Source organism: Clostridium tetanomorphum (assembly GCF_017873215.1).
In the GTDB taxonomy this organism is placed as follows: Bacteria; Bacillota; Clostridia; order Clostridiales; family Clostridiaceae; genus Clostridium_AO; species Clostridium_AO tetanomorphum.
In genome coordinates, this window is record NZ_JAGGKA010000020.1 from 1 (window position 1) to 23,333 (window position 23,333).

Here is a 23,333-nt window from a genome sequence, read left to right on the forward strand (position 1 = left end):
TCATTTGGATTTAAAGCATCTTTAAACTTGCTATGAAATACCCAAAAAACGCTGTCGCGTTAGCAAATTTTTTATGCTAATGCGACATCCCCTTTTATATCTAGAATAAATCGGATATATAGGATTATTTAATATATTATTTTACTACTATATTTACAAGTTTACCTTTTATAACTATAACTTTTAGTATATTTTTACCTTCAGTATGTTTTTTTACATCTTCTGAATTAAGTACAGAAGCTTTTATATCATCTTCTGATAACCCAGAAGCAATATTAATTCTAGCTTTAACTTTTCCATTAATCTGTACAGCTATTTCAATTTCGTCTTTTACTAAAGCATTAGTATCAAATTCTGGCCACTTTTCATTGAATACTGATGATGTCATGCCACAAAGTTCCCATTCCTCTTCAGCAAAATGTGGTGCAAATGAAGCTATTAGTCTTATAAAATCTAATATACATTCCTTTAAGAAAGAAGCATTTTTAACTTCTTCATTCATATATTTAGATAATGCATTTGTAAATTCCATAAGTCTTGCAATACAAGTATTAAATTGCATTTTTTTTACATCTTCTGTAATTGATTTTATAGTAAAATGTCTTACATAATTTAATTCTTTTTCTGATTTATCTAAACTATGTTTATCATTATTAGGGTTATTTATATAGTCTCTACAGGAGTCTAGTATTCTTTCAACTCTATCAATAAATCGGCCAATTGCTTTTATAGTATCATCACTCCAAGCTCCACCTTCAGAGTAATCAAATCCAAACATCAGATACATTCTAAATACATCAGAACCGTATTCTTTTATATAGTCATCTGGGGCAATAGTATTTCCTTTTGATTTACTCATTTTTTGTCCATCTGGTCCAAGAATTAATCCTTGATGAGTAAGAGATAAAAATGGCTCATCAAAGTTTAAGTATCCCATGTCTCTTAATGCCTTTGTTATAAATCTTGCATATAAAAGGTGCATACAAGCATGTTCAGGTCCTCCTACATACTTATCAACTGGAAGTATTTCATTAATTAGCTCTGAATCAAATGCTTTTTCACTATTTTTATTATCTGGATATCTTAAGTAGTACCAAGATGAACAAACAAATGTATCTAGAGTATCAGCTTCTCTTCTTGCATGACCACCACAAACAGGACAAGTAGTATTTATAAACTCTTCTGATTTAGCAAGTGGTGATTTACCATCTGGAGCAAATTCTACGTTATAAGGAAGTTCCACAGGAAGTTGACTTTCAGGAACTGGTACTATACCACATTTATCACAATGTATTATTGGTATAGGAGCTCCCCAATATCTTTGTCTTGATACTAACCAGTCTCTTAATCTATAATTTATTTTTTCAGTGCCTAATCCATTTTTGCTAAGCTTTTCAACTATAGCTTTTCTTCCTTCATCTGAATTCATACCATTGAATTCATCACTATTTATCATAATTCCAGCTTCAGTGTAAGGAAGAGAGTCCCCTCCTTCGATAACTCTTTCTATAGGAAGATCATATTTTGTGGCAAAGGCAAAGTCTCTTTCATCATGAGCAGGAACCGCCATAACTGCACCAGTACCATAAGTGTTTAAAACATAATCTGCAACCCAAATAGGAACTTTTCTTTCATTTACAGGGTTTATGGCGTAGCTTCCTGTAAATACTCCAGTTTTTTCACGTGTAATGGATTGTCTTTCTATATCAGATTGTTTTTTAGCCTGATTTTTATATGCTTCAACTGATTCTTTATTTTCATCTGTAGTTATTTTATCTACTAAAGGATTTTCAGGTGCTAAAACCACATAAGTTACACCAAATAAAGTATCTGCTCTTGTAGTAAATACATCAAATTTTAAATCGGAGTTATGAATTTTAAATGTAACTTCTGCCCCAGTAGATTTACCTATCCAATGTCTTTGCATAGCTTTAGTTTTTTCAGGCCAATCTAATTCATCAAGCTTTTGTAATAATTCTTCTGCATAATCTGTTATCTTTAAAAACCATTGAGTTAAGTCTTTTTTAGTTACTTCAGTATTACATCTTTCGCAAGCACCATCTATAACCTGCTCATTTGCAAGTACAGTATTACAACTTGGGCACCAATTTACAGGAGCCTTTTTTCTATAAGCTAATCCTTTTTCATAAAGTTTTAAGAATACCCACTGAGTCCATTTATAATAGTCAGGATTGCAAGTTATAATTTCATTTTCCCAGTTAAACATAGCTCCCATAGCTTTTAGTTGTTCTTCCATGGTTTCAATGTTTTTCATTGTAGAATCTTTTGGATGAATTTTAGTTTTTATAGCGAAGTTTTCAGCAGGAAGACCAAAAGCATCAAAACCCATAGGTTGAAATACATTAAATCCTTGCATTCTTTTAACTCTAGCCCAAGAATCTACAGGGCCATAATTAAACCAATGTCCTGCATGAAGTTTGCTAGCAGAAGGATATGAAAACATTTCAAGAACATATAATTTTTTACCGTCCTTGTTTTTATCAAATTTATATAAATTTGATTCCTCCCATTTTTTCTGCCATTTTTTATCAACAGAAGTTCCATACTTAGTCATTATATATCGCTCCTTTTGTATTTATTTAATAATATTAATTACATAAAAAAACCTCCATCTCAGTTAAGAGACGAAGGCTTGAATCTCCGCGGTACCACTCTAATTAAGGTCTAAATGTTAGACTTTCACTTAGTATTTTAACGGAATAACCGTATCTGCTTTTGACAGATAAACTCCCAGGCGAGTTCGTATTTTTCACTACTGTTTTACACCATCCAACAGTTCTCTTAAAAGTGGGAAAATACTACTACTCCTGTTCAAAGTATTTTTTGATATAAATTTATATAAAATTCTATAACATTAGTATCATATTGTCAAGAAGGATTTGTTTTATATAGTATATGTAAGAATTGAAAATTAATTTAATAAATCAATTAATATATAAAAAGAACTCTTGATTAACAAGAGTTCTTTTGGCTGCCCATGCTGGACTCGAACCAACACAATGCCTGCTCCAGAGGCAGGTGCCTTACCATTTGGCTAATGGGCATTAATTTTTGTCAGGTTATTACCGACATTTATTATTATATCAAATTATAAAATGGTGTCAACAGTTTTTAAAAAACTTTTTTGATTTCAATAAAAAAATGTAATATTTTGACATATAATCAAAACACAAATTATAAAAATAATTTATAAGTTTTTATTGATTTTAAATCTGGTATTTATTATATGAATGATTATTGTTAAAGCATAGTCTTGCAAAAAGAATCCTAACTGAAATACTAACCAACCAGAAATAATAAATTTGAAGGGTAAGTTAATAATGTTATCAGGTAGAAAAAATTTGTATATAAAATAGGAGATAACTAAACATATATTAAAAAAAGAAAACTTTAATATTATTTCTAAATATAAATTTCTAATTTTTTCAATATATAATTTTATTAAACCATAAGAACCGAAAAATAGAATGTATAAAAAAACCTGACCTCTTAGTCCAATCAATAATAAGTTAAGTAAACTAGTGGCTATATATACTAGAATACCTGTCCTTACGTTCGTAAGTACTATAGTTATGGGTATTAAACAAGAGGTCAATCCCAAAGTAAATAATTTATTAGTAGGAAGTAGAATACTTAAATAAGTTAGAATAACACCTAAAGCAGTCAAGATACCTGCTTTAGTGATAAAAGATGTATTCAATATAATCATCTCCTAATCATATTAACAGCAACTTATAAAATCGCCACCACAGCATTCACAACAACAATCCATACAATATAGAGTGGCACAAACACTACATATATCATTATCTGAACCGTGCCTACTATTATGATATGGCTGCCTATAAGAATTATTTGTATTATTTATACGATTAAAAGCTTCTCTATATTCCATATTATTAGGGTCCATATTACAAGCTGTCTTTATATAGTTATAAGAAGCATCATACCAACCTTTTCTTAAGTTTATCAAACCCATAAGAAAGTTCCATTCTGCATTTCTTATAGAAATTCTACTTAATTTTTCTTCAGCAATAGAAAAGTTGCCATTTTGTATATCCATTCTTATAGATTGATAGTCAACGTAATCATTATTATTGTAAGAATTTGTATTAGAATAATTTCCACTATCTGCATTTTTTATAAGATAATCATAAGCTTCATTTATTTTTCGCATTCTATCTTCAGCTAAATCTCTTAATGGATTATTACCGTATTGGTCAGGATGATATTTTTTTGCTAAATCTCTATAAGCTCTTTTTATTTCTTCTTTAGAAGCTCCTTTATTTATACCAAGTATTTCATATGGGTTTTCCATAGTTAAACTCACTCCCTTTAAAAACTTTGTCCATTTTTTCCATAAGACCATATTGTAAAATATTATATAATAAGTCTTCATTTTTTTTAATATGTAATTTATTTAAGTAATCTAAGCAATATTTTCCACACATAGTTAGTATAAAGAACAGTCTTCCTTCTAAATCTGTTTTTAAAATTTCATAAGATTTATTCCCATCTTTATTAAATAAGGAAATTAAAGGATTAAATTTTTTCTTTTTTATATCAGATTCCAAATCATCCCAAGCATCTATTATATATATCCATTTCCCTAAATTATATCCTAAATTATATAGATTTAATTTAGAGTTCTCGTCATTTTTTTCTATGTAAGAAGATAATATATAACCTGTAAGCTCTGCAAAAGGGTGGCTGATTTCGTCTATACTATTGTAACTCTGGCTTTTTTCAAGACTATAAAGTTCTTTTAATTTTTTCTCTATATAGTGTATATTATCTTGAAATTCAGCATAAACCTTTTTAATATACCTCTTTAAATACAAAGATAAAACTTTACTTTTTATAGAATTATCATCATTAACATTGTCTAATAGTTTAAAATAGGATAATGTTATGTTACAAAAAGCAGCGTATTTTAAAGGTTTATTTGATACAAGAACTACCTTTTTTCTTATAGGATGTACCATACAATGTTCTTTTATATAAGAACAACTATCTTCATCTAAAGAATGAAGTAAAACTGCAAGAAAGGTCATATCATAATTTAAAACAAACCTAGGTAAGTTGCCGTAGTCTTTTTTTATAGTTTTACAAAGGCCACAGTAGTAAGCTCTAAATTTTTCATAATCTTTTATTTTTAATTCCATTTTACAAGGAGTCACATATCCAAACATAGGCTAAAATCCTTTATTTTTAAAAATTTCTATTAGCTCATAAATATTTTTTGAAGTAGTATCTTCAATAGTATACCCTAATTTATGTACAATATCTTTTAGCTCTTCTTCATCTGGAGATTCAATTTCTATATAAGGAAAAGGACAAAAAGATTTTTCATTTATGTCTATTTCTATAAGAGAATTTTTATATTTATAACTTTCTCTATATTTTTTTATACATTGAATAAGTTCTAATCCTAAAGATTTAAAAATACTTTCTCCTTCTATAGGATCTGATATTTGCACCTCATTTTCATCCATTATTTTAAATTTATCTTGACTTAATATCCTTTTAGTTGTCATATAGTATTTATTACAATTGTGTAAAATATCCTCAACAATTCTTATTCTGGCATAACCTTGTTCTTTCAGTAATTTTTTATTTTCAAAATCAAATAATTTATTTATTTGATTCTCTTTTTTCACTTTTTCGCATTGTAAGTTTTTCATTTTTTCTCTTATATCTTCAACATCTATGTTCAATATTTTTACTTCTAATTCTTTCAAAAATATCACTCCTTATTATATTCAGATTATAACACAATAATTTATTTACTTGTATATGCAAAAACAATTGTAGATTTATTTTAAACTATATTAAGGCGTAAATTCCTTAATAAAAAATAAATATTTGTTCTACACTAGGGAACAATAAATAATGTCAGAATTAAATTAGATTGTAGGAGGTAGACAAATGAATACAGGAAATAAGCAAATAGAAAGTAATAACTTAAAGGTTATATCTGACCAATTAAGTCACGAATGTTTAATGAATAAAAAATTCAATCTTTATGCGCAGTATTGTACAGACCAACAATTAAAGGATTTGTGTAATCAAGCAGCTAATGTGCATAAGCAAAACTTTAATGACTTAAAAGCTTATTTAGAATCACATCAATAAAGAGATTATTTTAGGAGGGAAAATTTATGCATAATTCACCAAATTTAAGTGAAAAAGATTTAATGGAGGATTTACTTACTACAGAAAAGCAAGTTATATCAGCATATAGTACAGGAATTACAGAATCATCATGTCCAAATCTTAGAAATGTTTTATTAAATAATTTTAGAAATGCTGAGGATACACAATATAAAGTATTTGATGCTATGAAACAAAAGGGTTGGTATCAAACTAAGGATGCACCTGCTAATGAAGTACAGCAGATGAAAACTAAATCAACTCAGATGCAACAAGAGTTAAAATAATATATAATAATTAGGGATAGATAATTTATCTATCCCTAATTTATTGGAATGGTATATTATCTATTTAGATAAAGTTAAGAAAAGGGTGTGTAGACTTGGAGTATATTAAAGAAATAAATATAAATGAAGCTGTTATACATATTTTGGATAACAATTCGGATAGTCCTATATTAAATGAGTATAAATTAAATCTTAAAGAAGAGACATATAATTTTCTATTAAAACATATAGAAAGATGTCTTAAGGATGAAGAATTAAAATATGCTAAATTCAAAGAGGAAAGAAATATAGTAAAAGAACTAAGCGAAGAGTATTTAAATGGACAAAGTGATATAGTAGAAGTATCTAAGGAAATAGCAAGACAACTTTTTATTTTAATGGAATCAAATGAAAATATACCATCTTGTGACTTAATTGTAGTTTCTATATACACAGAATATGGTCCTATGATTGGTATTATTAAAATGGATTATGTAAAAAATTACACCCATAGCATTAATTTTATAGAGGATAAGGTTGGAATAGAAATAATTCCTGAACTAACAGGATTACCTATAAGTTCTCAGAAGATACAAAAATGTGCCTTTATTAAACCTAAAAACGAAGAAAATGAATTTGATCTTATGATTATTGATAAGCAAAAGAAAAGTAAAGATGAAGACTATGGATCAAATTATTTTATTAATAAGTATTTAGGATGTACAATAATAGAAAATAAAAGGGATGTAACCAAAAAATTTGTTACAGCTGCAGAACAGTGGACAAGAGTTAATCTAAAAGAAAATGCTGATACAGCGGAGAAGGTAAGAAGTACAGTAAAGAAAAAGCTAAGAGAAGAGGAAAATGTAGACTTGTATCAAGTATCTGAAGATATATTTGGGGATAATAAGGAAGCTAAAGCAAGCTTTGTAGAATACATATCTGCTGAAGGCGTTAACGATAAAATAGATGTAGATAAGGAATGGATAGAAAAAAAGTTTAAAAGGATTAGATTGAAAATTGATAAGGATATTGATTTATATATAAATGAAGAAGCTTATAATGATATTAATAGATTCCAAATACATAGACATGGTGATGGATCCATTGATATAGTTATTAAAAATGTAATAAATTATATAGAAAAGTAAGGATAAAATAACATTTATAAAAGTTGTCATATTGGATTAGACAAAAGTAGAAAAATAAAAAAATCACTAAGAAAGTTTAATGCTTTCATAGTGATTTTTTTATTTTAAAGTGTATTTGAAGAACCTAATACATTCTTAATTTTATCTTCCACTAATTCTTCGATAGCAGCTTTTCCAGCTCCAAGATATTTTCTTGGATCTATTTCTTTAGGATTTTCAGCTAATACTTTTCTAACAGAAGCTGTCATTGCAAGTCTTAAGTCTGTATCCATATTTATTTTACAAACAGCCATGGAAGCAGCTTTTCTTAGCATTTCATTAGGAACTCCTTTAGCTCCGCCAATTTCTCCACCAAATTCATTGCACATAGCAACAAATTTTTGTTCTACAGAAGATGCTCCGTGTAAAACTATTGGGAAGTTTTTGAATCCAGCTTCTTCTAAGTTTGTAGTTATTGTATTTAATCTGTCAAAGTCAAGTTTAGCTTCTCCTTTAAATTTATATGCACCATGACTAGTTCCTATTGCTATAGCTAAAGAATCTACTCCAGTTCTTTTTACAAAGTCTACAGCTTGATCAGGATCAGTATAAGTAGCTTCGTGACCAGCAACTTTTACATCATCTTCTACGCCAGCAAGTTTTCCAAGTTCAGCTTCAACTGTAACACCTTTACTGTGAGCATAGTCTACTACTTCTTTTGTTAATCTTACATTTTCTTCATAATCATAATGGGAACCATCAAACATAACAGAAGTAAATCCAGATTCTATAGCAAGTTTTACTTGATCCATATTTGCGCCATGGTCTAGATGTAGAGCTATATCTAAACCAGTATCCTCTATAGCTGCTTCAACCATATGTTTAAGATATTTAGGACCTGCATATTTTAAAGCACTAGATGATACTTGAAGAATAACAGGTGATTTTTGTACACTTGCTGCATTTACTACAGCCTGGATTATTTCCATATTGTTAATGTTGAAAGCACCTATAGCATATTTTCCTTCATAAGCTTTTTGAAACATTTCTTTTGTTGTTACTAAAGCCATATATATTCCACCTTCCAACTGTATTTTATATCCGATTATTAGGATATTTTATTTATAATTACATTATAAAGCATAATATTGTAATTTGCTATAATTATAAAAACATTACTAAATAAAAGTTTTTGAGAAAATATTAGCATACGTTATATTCTAATATAGAGTATACTATATACTACAATATATTTTCAATACTAATTCTTTCTAATTTTAAAGTATGCTGAAAAAAGAATTTTACAGCATATAAGCTAGCCATAGCTTCATCTTTATTATGATATTTAATATATTGTGTTAACTTGTTAAACTCACTTTTTATATTATCTAGTTCTGAATGATTTACGAATATAGAAATTTTACTAGAATGTTTATCTAATTCATCTGATATTTCATTAACTAATTTATAAGAAGAATTCCAATCATCACCTTCTATAAATTGTTCTAAGTTATTATTTAAATTTTCTATATTTGCATATATTTTATTTAAATAATTAATAGAAAAAATTATTGTTAGTAACATACAAATAAAAATAGTAAAAGAAATAAAAATATTTTTCATATAATCACCTTTATTAATTAACCTTATTTTTTTGAATATATATTTTACCTTTGGAGTTTAATATTGCAATAAATACATCCTCAAAATTATTTATGTTATTTTTATTAAGATTTTTATTAAGCCAATTTATATCTTTATCTATAAGTTTTAAGTTTTTATAATTGATTTTTCCATCAAGTATTAAAGTAATAGGTAAAGAGTCTTGATTGCATTGAATGTTCATATCCTTTTTAGTTACAGGGTTTAATTCAGATTTAGGAATTATAGATAACTCTCCACTAGTTTCTAATATAGCGTATTCAATATCCTCAATGTCATAAAATCCCTTGATTCTTAATTCTTCCATTAAATCATTCATATTATACCTTTGATACTTTAATTCATTAATATCAATTTTACCATTTTTAATTAATATACTTGGCTTACCGTTTATAATTCCACGTAATTTTTCACTTTTTAATTGGAATATAGAAAGTAGTGTTTGTAATAACAATAAAGTAATTATAGGTATAATTCCATGAATTAATGGTATTCTAGTATCTTGCATTGGCAAAGAAGCTAATTCAGAAACCATAATGGTTATTGCCAATTCAAAAGGTTCAAATTGACCAATTTGTTTCTTTCCCATTATCCTCATGGAAAATATTACTAAAAAATAGAGTATTATAGTTCTTATTAATACGGTAAACAAAAAAATCACCCTCTCATAAAATATATTTTTGCTAAAAAACAAAAAAATATGACTAAATTGGGTAATATTTTGAAATTTAAAGTATAATAGTATTATACTTACTAAAATATGGGGGATGGTAATAATGAAAGAATTAAAATTAAAACTGAATAATGGTAAAAGTATATCTGTTAAAGAAGGAACAGTAATATATGAAGTTATTAAAGAAAATAATTTAGAAAAAGATATACCTATAGTGTTAGGTAAAATAAATGAAGATATATATGAATTGAATTGTAAAGTTAAAGTAGAAGGAAGTTTTGAGCCTATTGATATAAGTACCAATATAGGAATGAGAACTTATATTAGAACATTACAGTTTGTGTTAATAAAAGCAGTATTAGATGTATTTCCACAGGCTAAAATTTCCATAGAGCATTCTTTAAGTAAAAGTATTTATTGTGAAATATGCAGAAATTGTAAACTATCTGGACAAGATGTAATGAAAATAAAAGAAAAAATGAAAGAAATAATCCAAAAAGATATACCTATAAAAAAGATAAGTTTGAACAAAGAGAAAGCTATAGAAATATTTAAATCATATAATATGGAAGATAAGGTTAGACTTTTAAATAATTTAGATACAAAGGAAGTTAAGCTATATGAATTAGATGGCAGATATGATTATTTTTATGGTTCAATGGCATATTCTACAGGGATATTAAAAGTTTTTGATTTGATGTATTATGAACCAGGATTTTTATTAAGATATCCTACAGAAAATAATCCAAAAGAGATACAGAAGTTTGTAGAGCATAAAAAATTAGCTAAAATATTTAGAGAAACAGAAGAATGGGGAGAAATTTTAGATGTAGCGGATGTAGGGGCTTTAAATGAAAAGGTAAAAAATGGTGAAATTATAGATATAATAAGAGTAGCAGAGGCGTTACATGAAAAAAAAGCAGCTTATATAGCGGATATGATTTCTGAAAGAAATGATACTAAAATAGTATTAATAGCAGGGCCTTCTTCTTCAGGAAAAACTACTTTTTCTAGAAGATTAGGCATACAATTAAGAGTTAATGGATTAATACCAGTGCCTCTTGGATTAGATGATTATTTTATAGATAGGGAAAATACACCTAAAGATGAAAATGGAGATTATGATTTTGAATCAATTTATGCTTTGGATTTGAAGTTACTAAATGAACATCTTCAAGCTATACTTAATGGAGAAGAAGTAGAAATACCAACCTATAACTTTAAAACCGGAAAAAGAGAATGGAATGGAAATAAAACTAAGTTACCAGATAACGGAATACTTATAGTAGAAGGTATTCATGGATTAAATGATATACTTACATCATCTATTCCAAAGGAAAAGAAATTTAAAATATATATAAGTGCATTGACTCAACTTAATTTAGATAGTCACAATAGAATAGCTACTACAGATGTTAGAATAATAAGAAGGATAGTTAGAGATTATCTATCAAGGGGATATAAGGGAGAAGAAACTTTAAAAATGTGGCCATCTATTAGGAGGGGAGAAGAAAAAAATATTTTTGTATATCAAGAAAATGCAGATGTAATGTTTAATTCAACATTAGTATATGAATTATGTGTATTAAAGAAGTTTGCCTTGGAAGAGCTAAGTAAAATAAATAAATCTAGTGCCGTTTATTATGAAGCTTTAAGGCTTAAAAGTTTTTTGAATTTTTTTAAAGATGTAGATATAAGCTATGTACCAGATAATTCTATATTGAGAGAGTTTATTGGTGGAAGTTGCTTTTATAAGTACTAATTTAAAATGCATAAACTTTATTATCTATCCATATGATTAATAATAATATTATTTTTTATATGTGGTGGATAATATGAACCATAGAAAAGTAGTTCAAGATTATTATGGAGATATTAATAATTTAACTGAGCTTCTTACAAAACTAGTTAATTCTTATAGGCTTTTGATAGGTGGAGCAGGAGAATTAAATTCCATAGCTTTATCTAGAAAGAATGATGTTAAACATGCTCTAGAAAGAGCAAATGAATTAGGAGAAGTTATAGATAATATAATAGACGTATTAGAATGTACATCTTACGGATATATGGATTATTGTAAAATAAAATCTGAAGTTATTAGATGTAAAGTGCAAGCTAAGTATATACAAACAGAAATTGATGAAGAACTAAAATTAAAAGAATAACCCAATTTTGATATTACAAAAGGGTTATTCTTTTAATTTTAAACTTTTTTAAATCTTAATTTGCTTACCATAAGATATGAAAACATAACCAATAAAGATATTGTAAGTATAGGACTTGTGCTTCTATTCATAGTAATTAGTGAATAAAGAGCCATAAACATTCCTGCCAAGGTTATAGGAACACCTGTAAATATTCCATCAAAAGATGTAGTATTATATCTGGCTAATCTATAAGCGCCTGCTATTGGAAATACCAATAATAATACATATCCTATTAAGCCCAAATTAGATAGATTGTACAGATTGTAAACTAAAATTGATGGAGCTACGCCAAAAGAAACTAAATCTGCAAGAGAATCTAATTCTTTTCCAAGTTCACTAGATACATTTAAATACCTAGCTACTCTACCGTCATATCTATCCATTAATCCAGCTAATAATATAAAAAGACAAGCGTTTCTATATTCACCTTGAAAAGTCATCATTAATGATAATATACCGCAAGATAAATTACCTAAAGTAAAAATGTTTGGAACAGCATTTTTTGCCATTAAATTATCACTCCTAAAAATTAATAAATAAACTTATGTTTAAATATAATAATATGTTTATTATATATTATAACTCATTTTACGTATAAATTTAATATGTATTCGGTATTTTTCATGTAAATTTAAGATAAGAAAGTTTTTGTTTATGGAAAACATTGATTTTGTTTAATTTAAAGTATTATATTACCGTAATATTAATATTTGTTTAAGGGCAAAATATTTTAGGAGGTGATATTTATGAAGGTTAAAGATATAATGACAAAGAGTGTTGCAAGTTTAAACCCTGAAGATACTGTAGAGCATGCGGCCCAATTGATGAAAGAACATAATATAGGGTCTCTTCCTGTATGTAATGGAGAAAAAGTAATAGGTATGATTACGGATAGAGATATAACTTTAAGATCAACTGCAGAAGGAGAAAATGTGCAAAAACAAACAGTAAGAGATATTATGACCTCAAATCCAGTTGTTATTAGTCCAGAAATAGATGCTAAAGAAGCATCAAGAATAATGAGTGAAAGACAGATAAGAAGACTTCCTGTAGTAGAAAATAATAATTTAGTAGGTGTAGTATCATTAGGAGACATTTCTGTGGAACCTAATTTATATAATAGTGCAGGAAAAGCATTAACAAATATCTCTGAACCAAGTACTCCTAATATTTAAAAAAGTGCGATGCAATCTTAAAAATTGCATCGCAATTTTTTAACTTTAGTGACATAGTTCATATATAATGATATAATATGTATGCGTATTATTTAAAATAGGAGAGTTATAGTATGAATAATGTAAAGTTTATTTATAATCCATATTCAGGAGAAAATACAATAATCACAGATATTGATAAAGTAATTATGGTACATCAACAATGTGGATATACTATAAGTCCTTTTAGAATAGGTATGGAATATGATTTGTCTAGTGCGTTTCAAGATATAGATGAAAGTTATGAATATATTTTGGTAGCAGGTGGAGATGGAACTGTTGATAATGTGGTTAATCATATGAAAGCTTTGGGAATAGATATTCCAATTGCTATACTTCCAGTAGGAACAGCTAATGATTTTGCTAAATTCATAGGAATGCCAGAAGATATAGAAGAAGCTTGTAGGCAAATACTTAATAGTAAGTCTAAAAAAGTGGACATTGGGAAAATAAATGATAAGTATTTTTTGAATGTGGCTAGTACAGGTCTTTTTACAGATGTATCTCAAAAAACCGATGTTAATTTAAAAAATACTATAGGTAAATTAGCTTATTATGTAAAAGGAATAGAGCAATTACCAAGTTTTAGAAAGCTAAGGATAAAGGTAAGTTCTCAGGTTGAAAACTATGATGGAGATATGTACTTAATGTTAGTATTTAATGGGCAGACTGCAGGTAATTTTAATTTAGCTTATAAAGCAGAAATAGATGATGGCCTTTTAGATGTAATAATAATAAAGGCAGGAATGATTATAGATATAATACCATTATTTATAAAAATGTTAAGAGGAGAACACTTAGAGGACGTAAATGGTCTCTTGTATTTTAAAACAGACAAGTTACATATAGAATGTCATGAAGATATTGTTACAGATATCGATGGGGAGAGAGGCCCTGATTTTCCTCTTACTATAGAATGTGTTAAAGAAGGTATAGAAGTATTAGGAGTAATGAATACAAAAAAGACTCCTAGAAATAAAATGGTAAAATTGATAAAACCTAAAAATTTAAGATAAAAAGAAATCACTAAGAAAGTCTTAGTGATTTCTTTTTTTAGTATTTTTTGATGTTTTAATCCTATCAGATATTAAACAATGCTTATCATTTCCGATTAAGTCTGTTCTTTTGCACTTAGCTAAAGCTTCTTTAACCAACTTGTGATTTTTAGGTATATTAAATTGAAGCAATGCTCTTTGCATATTTTTTTCTTTTTGATCCTTAGCAACAAATATATGCTTACCCGTTAAAGGATTTATTTCTGTATAATACATAGCGGTAGAAAGACTTCCAGGGGTAGGATAAAAATCTTGAACTTGCTCAGGTGTATATCCCATACTTTTTATATATTCCGCTAGCTCTACAGAGGCTGTAAGATCGCTACCTGGATGACTAGACATAAGATAAGGAACTAAATATTGATTTTTTTTAATTTTTTTATTTATAGCAAAGTATTTTTCAACAAATTTGTTATAAACTTTTTTATCTGGTTTACCCATTAGATTTAAAACTTTACTATTTATGTGTTCTGGAGCCACTTTTAATTGACCACTTATATGATGTTCACATAATTCTTTAAAGAAAGTATCATTTTTATCGCACATTAAATAATCAAATCTAATGCCAGAACGTATAAATACTTTTTTTACTTTTGGTAATTTCCTAATTTGTCTAAGTATATTTAAATACTCGCTGTGATCAACTATTAGATTTTTACATGGGCTAGGGAACATGCACTGTCTATCTCTACAGGTACCTACCTTTTCTTGAATTTTACAAGCTTTAGTTCTGAAGTTAGCAGTAGGCCCTCCAACATCATGAATATATCCTTTAAAATCATCTAAGTTAGTTAAGAGTTTTGCTTCTTCTATTATAGATTCTGCACTTCTATTTTGTATTATTCTACCTTGGTGAAAGGTTAATGCACAGAATGAACATGAGCCAAAGCATCCCCTATGACTGGTTATAGAAAATTTAACTTCTTGGATAGCAGGAATACCACCTTTTTTTTCATAAATAGGATGGTAAGTTCTTGTGTATGGAAGAGAATATACGATATCCATTTCTTCCTGAGTTAATGGGTCTTGAGGTGGATTTTGAACTATATATTTATCTCCATGTTTCTGAATTAAAATTTTCCCTCTTATTGGATCTTGTTCATAATATTCTAATTTAAAGCTTTCTGCATAAGTCTTTTTATTCTTTAGGCAGTCCTCAAAAGATGGAACTTTTATAAAGTTTTTTAGGTTACTTATATCTTTTGTAGAATATACGGTACCTTTTAGGTTAGTTATATTTGAAAAGTTCATACCGTATTTTAATAGATCAGCCATTTGGACAATAGTTTTTTCTCCCATGCCATAGATAAGTAGATCTGCTTTGGAATCTAATAAAATACTTCTTCTTATTTTATTATCCCAGTAATCATAATGAGCAAACCTTCTTAAACTAGCTTCTATACCACCGATGACTATAGGTACATCCTTATAGGCTTCTTTAGCTTTATTAGAGTAGACTATTACTGCCCTGTCAGGTCTGTGGCCTGATTCACCACCTGGTGAATATAAATCATTATGACGTTTTTTCTTTCCTGCTGTATAATGATTTACCATTGAGTCTATATTTCCCGAATTAACTAAAAAAGCCAATTTAGGTTTTCCAAGAGCTTTAAAGCTATTTATATTACGCCAATCTGGCTGGGCTATTATGCCTACAGAGTATCCTGCATTCTCTAAAACCCTAGAGATTACTGCAGTACCAAAAGAAGGGTGATCTACATAGGCATCACCAGTTATCAACACGAAATCTAGTTCATTTATTCCACGGGCTTTTAAATCTTCTTTATTAATTGGCAGAAAATTCTTCCCTAAATTCATATTTTCTAAGTCTCCATTTCAATTATATTTTTCAGTTAAGTTTCACTTTATAATATTATCATAACTTAATAAAAATATAAAATAACATTTAAAAAAACTGCTTAATCTAGAAAAATTGAAATATTGAATAAAATTTATAGTATTTGAGAAAAAATAGTGGCTGATAACATATAATAAAGAAATTTAAATAAATTTACTGTTTTATAGTTGATTTTTATTACTTTAGTAATATAATAATATTGTAGAATAAATTAAATATTGTTTTAGTTAGGTGAGGCTCCTATATGGATATACGCTACTGCCCGGAAACATCGAGAGATGCCAATGGGTCAACAGGTACTACCGAATTAAGGTTTTATCTAATGTAGCTAGACATAGTTCTAAAGCTATATAGTGCTAAAACTCAACGAAGTATTAACTGAGTTTGTTTAGAGAGCCTTTTTAGCGCTCTTTTTGTTTTACATTATTAATAAAAATATTTTTAGGTGGTGAAATTCAATGGAAAGTGGCCCTCGTAGTGGTCGGACAAATTATAAAAATTTAATATGGCGAGTAGAGGAATATTAAGTTTAATTTATATATAATCATAAATATTCCTCTGCAAGCAGAAGGAGGAATATTTATGAAAAAGATGGCAAGTTTCTTTTTAAGTAAAGTCCTATACAAGAAGGTGTATGATGAATTTGGAGACAATATAGGTAAATTGTGGGATATTTATGTTACTACAGAAGATGGTTTTCCAAGAGCTATAGGATATAAGTTAAAGAAAGGTAGAGAAGTATTTAACTATGAATTTAAATCCATAAGTTTCTATCAAGATGATAGTGGAAGAATGCAGGTAGAGGTAAAAGGTGCTAGAGATATAATACCAAGGACTTATTCATATCTTTTATCAAAGCATTTGCTTCATAAACAGATTGTAGATATTAATGGTAAAAAGATAGTTAAGGTTAATGATTTAAGAATGGCAGAAATAGCTGGAGAGTTAAAAGTAATAGCAGTGGATACAGGAATATTTGCATTAGGAAGAAGATTAGGGGTAGAATGTTTATTAGAGAATATATATAATTTTTTTGATAAAAAGCCTAAGGATAGTTTAATTATGTGGGATAGTGTAGAATCACTAGAAATGGTAAGTGATAATTTGAAATTATCTGTATCTTATCAAAAATTATCAAAACTCCATCCTGCAGATTTAGCAGATATATTAGAAAGCATGGATACCAGATATAGAAAAAAGATATTTGAAAGTATTGATGAAGATTTAGCTGCTAATGTATTAGAAGAAATTCAGCCAGAAATACAAGCAGATATTTTAGAAAACTTAAGCCAAGATAAAAGAGTAGAAGTATTAGAAAGTATGCCTAATGATGAAATTGCGGATATCTTAGATGGAGTTGATGAAGAAACAGCAGAAAAAATTCTTTTAACTATGGAAAAGGAAGATGCAGAAGAAGTAAGAGATCTTATGAAATATGAAGAAGAAGTTGTAGGAAGTATAATGAATAAAGACTTTATTTCATTTAATATAAATATAACTGCTGGAGAAACTATAGAGCTTTTGAGAGATATAAAACCTGATGATGAAGTTATATATTATATATATATTGTAGAAGATGATGAAAAATTAAAAGGAGTAATTTCATTAAGAGACTTAATAATTTCTTCACCAGATAATAAATTAATGGACATAATGAATGAAGATTTAATTAAAATTAAGGATAATCAAAGCATAGATGAGGCAGCAGAATTATCTATAAAATACGATTTACTATCCATACCTGTAGTTACAGAAGAGGAGAAACTATGTGGCATAGTAGTAATCAATGATATAATAGAGGATGTATTAGCTCCTAATTGGAAGAGAAGATTTAAAAAAGCAGGTTAAATAAAAACACTATCAAATATATTTTAGTTTAAATGTATTTGATAGTGTTTTTCATTTGTAAAATTAAATTTTTATAAATAATTCAGAATGTATAGTTATATGTATTTTTTTTTATTCTTAGGTAAAAATAATGTAAGAAATACATTATTAAGGGCTGAGGAGTGTATTGATATGAAAAAAATTATTACTTTAAAAAGGGTAATTATATATGGAATAATAGCTATTATATCTTTTTTGGGCGTTTATGTTTACTTCATTCCATATAATAAAGCATTAAATGCTATCACTTATTATTATGGTTCAAGGGGAGGAACAGTGTATAATATACAAAAAAGACTAAAAAATTGGGGATATTATAAAGGGGGAATTGATGGTATATATGGATATGAAACTTTTACTTCTGTAAAAAAGTTTCAAAGTAAGAATGGATTAAAAGTAGATGGTATAGTTGGAAATCAAACTTTAGCTGCATTAGGAATAAATGAAGGAACTTCATCAGGAACTAGTAATAAGTATAATAATAATAATCAAGATATAAACTTATTAGCTAGAATTATAAATGGAGAAGCAAGAGGAGAGCCTTATGAAGGCCAGGTAGCTGTAGGAGCAGTAGTGCTTAATAGAACTAGAGATCCAAGGTTTCCAAGTACTATAGCTGGAGTTATATACCAACCTGGAGCCTTTACAGCAATAGCGGATGGACAAATAAATGCTGCTATGAAGCAGAGTAGCATAAAAGCAGCTACTGATGCTTTAAATGGATGGGATCCATCGGGAGGAGCAGTATATTATTTTAATCCAGCAACAGCAACTAGTCCATGGATATGGTCAAGACCTTTAATAAAAGTTATTGGAAAACATAGATTCTGTAAATAAGAGGGTTGACAAATTAAAAATATTGAATATAATAAGAATATAGAAATCATACTAAATTAGTCTGAAATACATTGAAAGAGGAAAGTAACATATATGGAATATACAGAGAAGGAATCTAATATGCTGAGAGGATTCTTATAGGAAGTTTATGTGAAGTGCCCTCTGGAGTAGTGCACCGAATTGAGTAGGCTGCATCGGTATCACCCGTTATAGTGATAGAGCATTGAGTTGTGCTTGAAATTTAGTTCAACACCGTATTTTGGTAGAGTGGAACAGCGAAGTTATAACTTCGTCTCTATACTGTAGAGGCGAAGTTTTTTGTATAAAAAAATATATTTTAGGGGGAATTTTATAATGATATATAATAATGCATTAGAAATGATAGGTAATACTCCTTTGGTAAAGTTAAATAATATTGTAGAAGATAATATGGCAGAAGTTTATGTAAAGTTAGAAAAAGTAAATCCAGGTGGAAGTATAAAAGACAGAGCAGCATTAGGAATGATAGAAAAAGCTGAGAAACTAGGATTATTGAAAAAAGGAGATACTATAGTAGAACCAACTAGTGGTAATACAGGAATAGGACTAGCGATGGTAGGGAGACTAAAAGGATATAAAGTAATAATTATCATGCCTGATACTATGAGTATGGAAAGAAGAAATATCTTAAAAGCTTATGGAGCAGAATTAGTACTTACTGAGGGGAAATATGGAATGAAAGGTGCTATAGATAAGGCAGAAGAAATAGCAAATGGTAAAAAAGGATTTTATATACCTCAACAATTTAATAATGAAGCAAATCCAGAGAAACATTATAAAACTACAGCAGAGGAAATAATAAAAGATGTACCCAATATAGATATGTTTGTAGCATCTGTAGGTACTGCTGGAACTCTTATAGGCATAGGTAAAAGATTAAAGGAATTAAAAAATGATGTGAAAGTAGTAGCAGTAGAACCAGCTAAATCTCCTTTATTATCAGGAGGGGAAGCAGGTCCTCATGGTATACAAGGGATAGGGGCAAATTTTATTCCAGATATATATCAAGAAGAAGTTGTAGATCAAATTATAACTGTATCTGATGAAGATGCTTTTAAATACGCAAAGATTATGGGAAGAAAAGAAGGAATATTAGTAGGTATATCTTCAGGTGCTAATATTTTTGCAGCTATAGAATTGGCTAAGAAACTAGGCAAAGGTAAAAAAGTAGTGACTGTTGCTCCAGATGGTGGAGAAAAATATTTATCTACAGGAATATATGAATAATGGAGGAAAATAACTCTAGTAAGAGAATAGGAGGTTTGTATGTTTAAGAATTTAAAATATGATATAGATAATGTAATGAAAAATGATCCTGCAGCAAGAAATAGGTTAGAGGTTTTTCTACTTTATCCTTGTATTCATGCTATCATAAATCATAGAATAGCACATTTTTTTTATAAAATGAAAATGTATTTTATTGCAAGACTTATATCGCAAACATCAAGACATTTTACAGGTATAGAAATACACCCAGGAGCAAAAATAGGAAAGGGATTATTTATAGATCATGGGATGGGAGTAGTTATAGGAGAAACAGCGGAGATAGGTGATAATGTAATTATGTATCATGGAGTAACTTTAGGGGGAACGGGTAAAAATAAAGGAAAGAGGCATCCTACTGTAGGTAACAATGTAATAATAGGAAGTGGAGCTAAAGTATTGGGACCTATAGTACTTGGAGATAACTCAAAAATTGGAGCCAATGCAGTAGTTTTAAAGGAAGTTCCACCTAATTGTACAGCAGTTGGTATACCAGCGAAAGTGGTTAGATGTGATGGTGCTGATGTAATAGATATGCACGACTACAGAACAAAGGCAAAGGGATGTTAATGGTGTGAGAATATGAGTAATAAATATAAAATAATTAAGTATTGTAATGAGTTAGGATTAGATACAATTGGTATAACTTCTTGTAGGAAATTTAAAGAATTAGAAGAATTATTTCAACTTAGAAAAAATAAAGGGTATGAAAATGAATTTGAAGAGAAAAATATAGACAAGAGAATAAATCCTAAGATTTATATGGAAGGAGGAAAGGCGATAATATCTATCGCCTTTCCTTACATGTTTAACAATGAATTCGATAGTAAATTTTATTTTTCTAAGTACACTATGGGTAAAGATTATCACCTAGTAATTTCTAATTATTTAAAAAAGATATGTATGTTTATAGAAAGTTTAGGAGGTGAAGCTAAATATTTTGTTGATAGCAATTTCTTACCTGAAAGGCATATAGCAAGCCTTTCAGGAATTGGATTTATAGGCAAAAATAATATGATAATAACTAAAAAATATGGATCCTATGTATTTTTGGGTGAAATAATTACAAATTTGGAGTTAGAAGAAGATAAACCTGTTGAATATGGGTGTGGAAATTGTTCATTATGCTTACAAGAGTGTCCTACAGGTTCTATAAAAGGTAACTTTAATAATCCTAATATATGTTTGTCCTATATAACTCAGAAAAAGGATTTGGAGGATGTTTGGCTTTCCAAACTTAATGGAAGAATTTTTGGGTGTGATAGTTGTCAAAAGATTTGTCCTTATAATAAAAAAGTTAATTGTTCAAGTATAAAAGAATTTATACCATTACCATTTATGGAAAATGCAGATATAGGGGAATTAATTAATTTAGATAACAAAACTTTTAAAGAAAAATATGCAAATACTTCTTGTGGATGGAGAGGGAAAAATATACTTACGAGGAATGCTTTAATAAATGCTTTTAAAGAAGGAGAATTTGAAAATATAGTCATAAAACAGTTTAACTCACCTTATGTAAAAGATTATTATGGTAGACTTTTACGATTACACAAACTATAATTTAATTATACACTGTTTTATGAAAGGTGGAGCATTTTATGATTTCTCCTACAATGGCTAAAATTATATCTTATCTTCCTAGAGGATTTGTTATTTCTATATCAAGGAAGATTTTGGATGGATATCTTAAAAAATACGCAAATATAAAAGTGAGAGGTCTGGAAAATTTAAAAGATGTTAAGAAGCCAATATTATTTGTTTGCAATCATTTAAGTAACTCAGATGCATTAGTTATAAATAAGGTTTTAAAAGATTATGATATAACTTTTGTAGCTGGAATTAAACTTTCTAAAAATCCTCTTACTAATTTGGGGATAAATATTACTAAGACTATAACTATTAAGCCTAATACAGCAGATAAAGAAGCAATATCAAGTATAGTTAAAGCTTTAAAGAATGGTAATAATGTTTTGATTTTTCCTGAAGGTACTAGGAGTAGAACAGGTAGTATGATAGAAGGAAAAAAGGGAGTTGTATTGATACAAAAACTTTCTAAAGCTACTGTAATACCGATGTCTATAACAGGTACAGAAAAATTGCTTCCTATAAATAGCAAGGATATGGGGTCAGAAAAGTTTCAGTATTCGGATGTGAATATTAATTTAGGTAAATCTTTAGATATACCTAAAAGAGAAGATGGAGAAGAAAAACATCATTATGAAGAAAGAGTTTTAGAATGTTTTATGAAGAATATAGCTATATTGTTACCAGAAGAATATCAAGGAGTTTATAAGATAGAGAATGAAGAATAGAGTATAGATAAGAGAGTAAAAAAATCTTTTTAAATCTGTACTCTGTGCTTTATACTGTTTACTCTAAAGAAGGATGTGATATTAAGTAATGAGAAAAGAAGATATAAACAAGGTATTAGAAATATTAAGTCAAACTTATCCTAATGCTAAATGTGCTTTAGAGTTTAAATCTCCATATGAGTTACTGATATCTACTATATTATCGGCTCAGTGTACAGATAAAAGGGTAAATATAGTAACAGAAGAATTATATAAAAAGTATAATAGTCCAGAAAGCATGATTACTCTTTCCCAAGAGGAATTAGGTGAAAAGATTAAAAGCTGTGGATTCTATAAAAATAAGAGCAAGAATATACTAGAAGCATCAAAAGCTATATTAGAAGAACATAATGGAAATGTTCCGGATACCATGGAAGAGTTAACTAAATTACCTGGGGTTGGAAGGAAAACTGCCAATGTAGTTTTATCTAATGCTTTTGGAATACCCGCTATAGCAGTAGATACCCACGTTTTTAGAGTAGCCAATAGAATCGGTATAGGAAAAGGAAAGACTCCTGATCAGGTGGAAAAGGAATTAATAAAAAATGTACCTAGAAATATGTGGAGTGATACTCACCATTATTTAATATGGCATGGTAGAAATATTTGTAAGGCTAGGAAACCAGATTGTGAAAAGTGTCCTATAGCTCCATATTGTGAATACTTTGCTGGAGTAAGTAAACAAGAGTAATTAATAATGAACAGTTTTTATTT

At 28.3% G+C, this 23,333-nt stretch carries 23 protein-coding genes, 1 tRNA gene, 1 riboswitch and 2 other annotated features; of the genes, 14 read left to right on the top strand and 10 right to left on the bottom strand.

Features of this window, described 5'->3' with window-relative positions; all coding sequences use genetic code 11:
• Window positions 1-136 precede the first annotated feature (136 nt).
• From leuS to J2Z24_RS16700, 5 genes are all read right to left on the bottom strand, one after another.
• Complete coding sequence (leuS, locus tag J2Z24_RS16680) at window positions 137-2,575, bottom strand: leucine--tRNA ligase (RefSeq protein ID WP_173702740.1); 2,439 nt, start codon at window positions 2,573-2,575, stop codon at window positions 137-139.
• A gap of 63 nt (window positions 2,576-2,638) precedes the next feature.
• Window positions 2,639-2,845: a binding site (T-box leader), on the bottom strand.
• Window positions 2,846-2,989: 144 nt separating this feature from the next.
• Window positions 2,990-3,065, bottom strand: a tRNA-Gln gene (locus J2Z24_RS16685).
• A 677-nt stretch (window positions 3,066-3,742) separates the two neighbouring features.
• Complete coding sequence (locus J2Z24_RS16690) at window positions 3,743-4,339, bottom strand: J domain-containing protein (RefSeq protein ID WP_035150956.1); 597 nt, start codon at window positions 4,337-4,339, stop codon at window positions 3,743-3,745.
• On the bottom strand, window positions 4,323-5,213 hold the full coding sequence (locus J2Z24_RS16695; protein WP_035150954.1) for a DUF5685 family protein: 891 nt from the start codon (window positions 5,211-5,213) through the stop codon (window positions 4,323-4,325). Before J2Z24_RS16695 ends, J2Z24_RS16690 begins: the two co-directional genes overlap by 17 nt.
• Window positions 5,214-5,216: 3 nt before the next feature.
• Window positions 5,217-5,762: a class IV adenylate cyclase gene (locus J2Z24_RS16700; RefSeq protein WP_035150952.1), complete on the bottom strand. Its 546-nt coding sequence runs from the start codon at window positions 5,760-5,762 to the stop codon at window positions 5,217-5,219.
• Between the two features lie 187 nt (window positions 5,763-5,949).
• Between J2Z24_RS16700 and J2Z24_RS16705 the strand changes: the two genes are divergently transcribed.
• The 3 genes from J2Z24_RS16705 (at window position 5,950) to J2Z24_RS16715 (ending at window position 7,591) form a co-directional block, all read left to right on the top strand.
• Entirely contained in the window at window positions 5,950-6,156 is a 207-nt protein-coding gene (locus J2Z24_RS16705) for a hypothetical protein (RefSeq protein WP_035150950.1), read from the top strand.
• A 26-nt stretch (window positions 6,157-6,182) separates the two neighbouring features.
• Window positions 6,183-6,461 (top strand): spore coat protein, encoded by a 279-nt coding sequence (locus J2Z24_RS16710; RefSeq protein WP_035150948.1) that lies wholly within the window; start codon window positions 6,183-6,185, stop codon window positions 6,459-6,461.
• Between the two features lie 95 nt (window positions 6,462-6,556).
• Window positions 6,557-7,591 carry a nucleoid-associated protein gene (locus J2Z24_RS16715; RefSeq protein WP_035150943.1) on the top strand — a complete coding sequence of 345 codons (1,035 nt, stop codon included), beginning with the start codon at window positions 6,557-6,559 and terminating at the stop codon, window positions 7,589-7,591.
• Between the two features lie 104 nt (window positions 7,592-7,695).
• Here the strand turns inward: J2Z24_RS16715 and fba are convergent, their stop codons facing one another.
• The 3 genes from fba to J2Z24_RS16730 form a co-directional block, all read right to left on the bottom strand.
• Complete coding sequence (gene fba, locus J2Z24_RS16720; RefSeq protein ID WP_035150941.1) at window positions 7,696-8,640, bottom strand: class II fructose-1,6-bisphosphate aldolase; 945 nt, start codon at window positions 8,638-8,640, stop codon at window positions 7,696-7,698.
• Between the two features lie 172 nt (window positions 8,641-8,812).
• The gene (locus J2Z24_RS16725) at window positions 8,813-9,193 is read right to left on the bottom strand and encodes a DUF4363 family protein (RefSeq protein ID WP_035150938.1); all 381 of its coding nucleotides are present in this window, start codon (window positions 9,191-9,193) and stop codon (window positions 8,813-8,815) included.
• A gap of 13 nt (window positions 9,194-9,206) precedes the next feature.
• Complete coding sequence (locus tag J2Z24_RS16730) at window positions 9,207-9,884, bottom strand: DUF421 domain-containing protein (protein ID WP_035150933.1); 678 nt, start codon at window positions 9,882-9,884, stop codon at window positions 9,207-9,209.
• A gap of 124 nt (window positions 9,885-10,008) precedes the next feature.
• Between J2Z24_RS16730 and J2Z24_RS16735 the strand changes: the two genes are divergently transcribed.
• Window positions 10,009-11,667, top strand: coding sequence for a nucleoside kinase (locus tag J2Z24_RS16735; RefSeq protein ID WP_035150930.1), 1,659 nt, complete (start codon window positions 10,009-10,011; stop codon window positions 11,665-11,667).
• A 73-nt stretch (window positions 11,668-11,740) separates the two neighbouring features.
• Window positions 11,741-12,070, top strand: a complete 330-nt coding sequence (locus J2Z24_RS16740; RefSeq protein ID WP_035150927.1) for a hypothetical protein — start codon at window positions 11,741-11,743, stop codon at window positions 12,068-12,070.
• Window positions 12,071-12,108: 38 nt separating this feature from the next.
• Here J2Z24_RS16740 and pssA read toward each other — a convergent pair whose 3' ends face one another.
• Window positions 12,109-12,621: a CDP-diacylglycerol--serine O-phosphatidyltransferase gene (gene pssA / locus J2Z24_RS16745; RefSeq protein WP_035150924.1), complete on the bottom strand. Its 513-nt coding sequence runs from the start codon at window positions 12,619-12,621 to the stop codon at window positions 12,109-12,111.
• 237 nt (window positions 12,622-12,858) lie between these two features.
• Between pssA and J2Z24_RS16750 the strand changes: the two genes are divergently transcribed.
• Together J2Z24_RS16750 and J2Z24_RS16755 are read left to right on the top strand one after the other, a co-directional pair.
• A complete protein-coding gene (locus tag J2Z24_RS16750) occupies window positions 12,859-13,287 on the top strand; it encodes a CBS domain-containing protein (protein WP_035150921.1) in 429 nt (142 codons plus the stop codon).
• Window positions 13,288-13,400: 113 nt separating this feature from the next.
• Window positions 13,401-14,342: a YegS/Rv2252/BmrU family lipid kinase gene (locus J2Z24_RS16755; protein ID WP_035150917.1), complete on the top strand. Its 942-nt coding sequence runs from the start codon at window positions 13,401-13,403 to the stop codon at window positions 14,340-14,342.
• A 21-nt stretch (window positions 14,343-14,363) separates the two neighbouring features.
• On the opposite strand, the gene J2Z24_RS16760 is transcribed toward J2Z24_RS16755, so the two are convergent.
• Window positions 14,364-16,199: a YgiQ family radical SAM protein gene (locus J2Z24_RS16760; protein ID WP_035150914.1), complete on the bottom strand. Its 1,836-nt coding sequence runs from the start codon at window positions 16,197-16,199 to the stop codon at window positions 14,364-14,366.
• Window positions 16,200-16,455: 256 nt separating this feature from the next.
• A riboswitch (M-box (ykoK) riboswitch) is annotated at window positions 16,456-16,621 on the top strand.
• 200 nt (window positions 16,622-16,821) lie between these two features.
• Here J2Z24_RS16760 and J2Z24_RS16765 point away from each other — a divergent pair.
• From J2Z24_RS16765 to nth, 7 genes are all read left to right on the top strand, one after another.
• Window positions 16,822-18,087 carry a magnesium transporter gene (locus J2Z24_RS16765; protein WP_035150911.1) on the top strand — a complete coding sequence of 422 codons (1,266 nt, stop codon included), beginning with the start codon at window positions 16,822-16,824 and terminating at the stop codon, window positions 18,085-18,087.
• 171 nt (window positions 18,088-18,258) lie between these two features.
• On the top strand, window positions 18,259-18,963 hold the full coding sequence (gene sleB / locus J2Z24_RS16770; RefSeq protein ID WP_035150962.1) for a spore cortex-lytic enzyme: 705 nt from the start codon (window positions 18,259-18,261) through the stop codon (window positions 18,961-18,963).
• 62 nt (window positions 18,964-19,025) lie between these two features.
• Window positions 19,026-19,263 (top strand) — a binding site (T-box leader).
• A gap of 54 nt (window positions 19,264-19,317) precedes the next feature.
• Complete coding sequence (gene cysK, locus J2Z24_RS16775) at window positions 19,318-20,229, top strand: cysteine synthase A (protein WP_035150909.1); 912 nt, start codon at window positions 19,318-19,320, stop codon at window positions 20,227-20,229.
• Between the two features lie 39 nt (window positions 20,230-20,268).
• Window positions 20,269-20,835: a serine O-acetyltransferase EpsC gene (gene epsC, locus J2Z24_RS16780; RefSeq protein ID WP_035150907.1), complete on the top strand. Its 567-nt coding sequence runs from the start codon at window positions 20,269-20,271 to the stop codon at window positions 20,833-20,835.
• 12 nt (window positions 20,836-20,847) lie between these two features.
• Window positions 20,848-21,828 (top strand): tRNA epoxyqueuosine(34) reductase QueG, encoded by a 981-nt coding sequence (gene queG, locus J2Z24_RS16785; RefSeq protein WP_035150904.1) that lies wholly within the window; start codon window positions 20,848-20,850, stop codon window positions 21,826-21,828.
• 38 nt (window positions 21,829-21,866) lie between these two features.
• Window positions 21,867-22,580, top strand: coding sequence for a lysophospholipid acyltransferase family protein (locus J2Z24_RS16790; RefSeq protein WP_035150900.1), 714 nt, complete (start codon window positions 21,867-21,869; stop codon window positions 22,578-22,580).
• Window positions 22,581-22,668: 88 nt separating this feature from the next.
• Window positions 22,669-23,310 carry an endonuclease III gene (gene nth, locus J2Z24_RS16795; RefSeq protein ID WP_035150897.1) on the top strand — a complete coding sequence of 214 codons (642 nt, stop codon included), beginning with the start codon at window positions 22,669-22,671 and terminating at the stop codon, window positions 23,308-23,310.
• Window positions 23,311-23,333 lie beyond the last annotated feature (23 nt).

What these genes read in the sequence shown, in the direction of transcription:
- J2Z24_RS16750 (WP_035150921.1), top strand. Translation starts at nt 12,859, where the DNA reads ATGAAGGTTAAAGATATAATGACAAAGAGTGTTGCAAGTTTAAACCCT.
- epsC (WP_035150907.1), top strand. Translation starts at nt 20,269, where the DNA reads ATGTTTAAGAATTTAAAATATGATATAGATAATGTAATGAAAAATGAT.
- J2Z24_RS16705 (WP_035150950.1), top strand. Translation starts at nt 5,950, where the DNA reads ATGAATACAGGAAATAAGCAAATAGAAAGTAATAACTTAAAGGTTATA.
- pssA (WP_035150924.1), bottom strand. Translation starts at nt 12,621, where the DNA reads ATGGCAAAAAATGCTGTTCCAAACATTTTTACTTTAGGTAATTTATCT.
- J2Z24_RS16725 (WP_035150938.1), bottom strand. Translation starts at nt 9,193, where the DNA reads ATGAAAAATATTTTTATTTCTTTTACTATTTTTATTTGTATGTTACTA.
- J2Z24_RS16710 (WP_035150948.1), top strand. Translation starts at nt 6,183, where the DNA reads ATGCATAATTCACCAAATTTAAGTGAAAAAGATTTAATGGAGGATTTA.
- J2Z24_RS16695 (WP_035150954.1), bottom strand. Translation starts at nt 5,213, where the DNA reads ATGTTTGGATATGTGACTCCTTGTAAAATGGAATTAAAAATAAAAGAT.
- J2Z24_RS16740 (WP_035150927.1), top strand. Translation starts at nt 11,741, where the DNA reads ATGAACCATAGAAAAGTAGTTCAAGATTATTATGGAGATATTAATAAT.
- J2Z24_RS16765 (WP_035150911.1), top strand. Translation starts at nt 16,822, where the DNA reads ATGAAAAAGATGGCAAGTTTCTTTTTAAGTAAAGTCCTATACAAGAAG.
- sleB (WP_035150962.1), top strand. Translation starts at nt 18,259, where the DNA reads ATGAAAAAAATTATTACTTTAAAAAGGGTAATTATATATGGAATAATA.
- queG (WP_035150904.1), top strand. Translation starts at nt 20,848, where the DNA reads ATGAGTAATAAATATAAAATAATTAAGTATTGTAATGAGTTAGGATTA.
- J2Z24_RS16790 (WP_035150900.1), top strand. Translation starts at nt 21,867, where the DNA reads ATGATTTCTCCTACAATGGCTAAAATTATATCTTATCTTCCTAGAGGA.
- J2Z24_RS16735 (WP_035150930.1), top strand. Translation starts at nt 10,009, where the DNA reads ATGAAAGAATTAAAATTAAAACTGAATAATGGTAAAAGTATATCTGTT.
- J2Z24_RS16755 (WP_035150917.1), top strand. Translation starts at nt 13,401, where the DNA reads ATGAATAATGTAAAGTTTATTTATAATCCATATTCAGGAGAAAATACA.
- leuS (WP_173702740.1), bottom strand. Translation starts at nt 2,575, where the DNA reads ATGACTAAGTATGGAACTTCTGTTGATAAAAAATGGCAGAAAAAATGG.
- J2Z24_RS16760 (WP_035150914.1), bottom strand. Translation starts at nt 16,199, where the DNA reads ATGAATTTAGGGAAGAATTTTCTGCCAATTAATAAAGAAGATTTAAAA.
- fba (WP_035150941.1), bottom strand. Translation starts at nt 8,640, where the DNA reads ATGGCTTTAGTAACAACAAAAGAAATGTTTCAAAAAGCTTATGAAGGA.
- nth (WP_035150897.1), top strand. Translation starts at nt 22,669, where the DNA reads ATGAGAAAAGAAGATATAAACAAGGTATTAGAAATATTAAGTCAAACT.
- J2Z24_RS16690 (WP_035150956.1), bottom strand. Translation starts at nt 4,339, where the DNA reads ATGGAAAACCCATATGAAATACTTGGTATAAATAAAGGAGCTTCTAAA.
- cysK (WP_035150909.1), top strand. Translation starts at nt 19,318, where the DNA reads ATGATATATAATAATGCATTAGAAATGATAGGTAATACTCCTTTGGTA.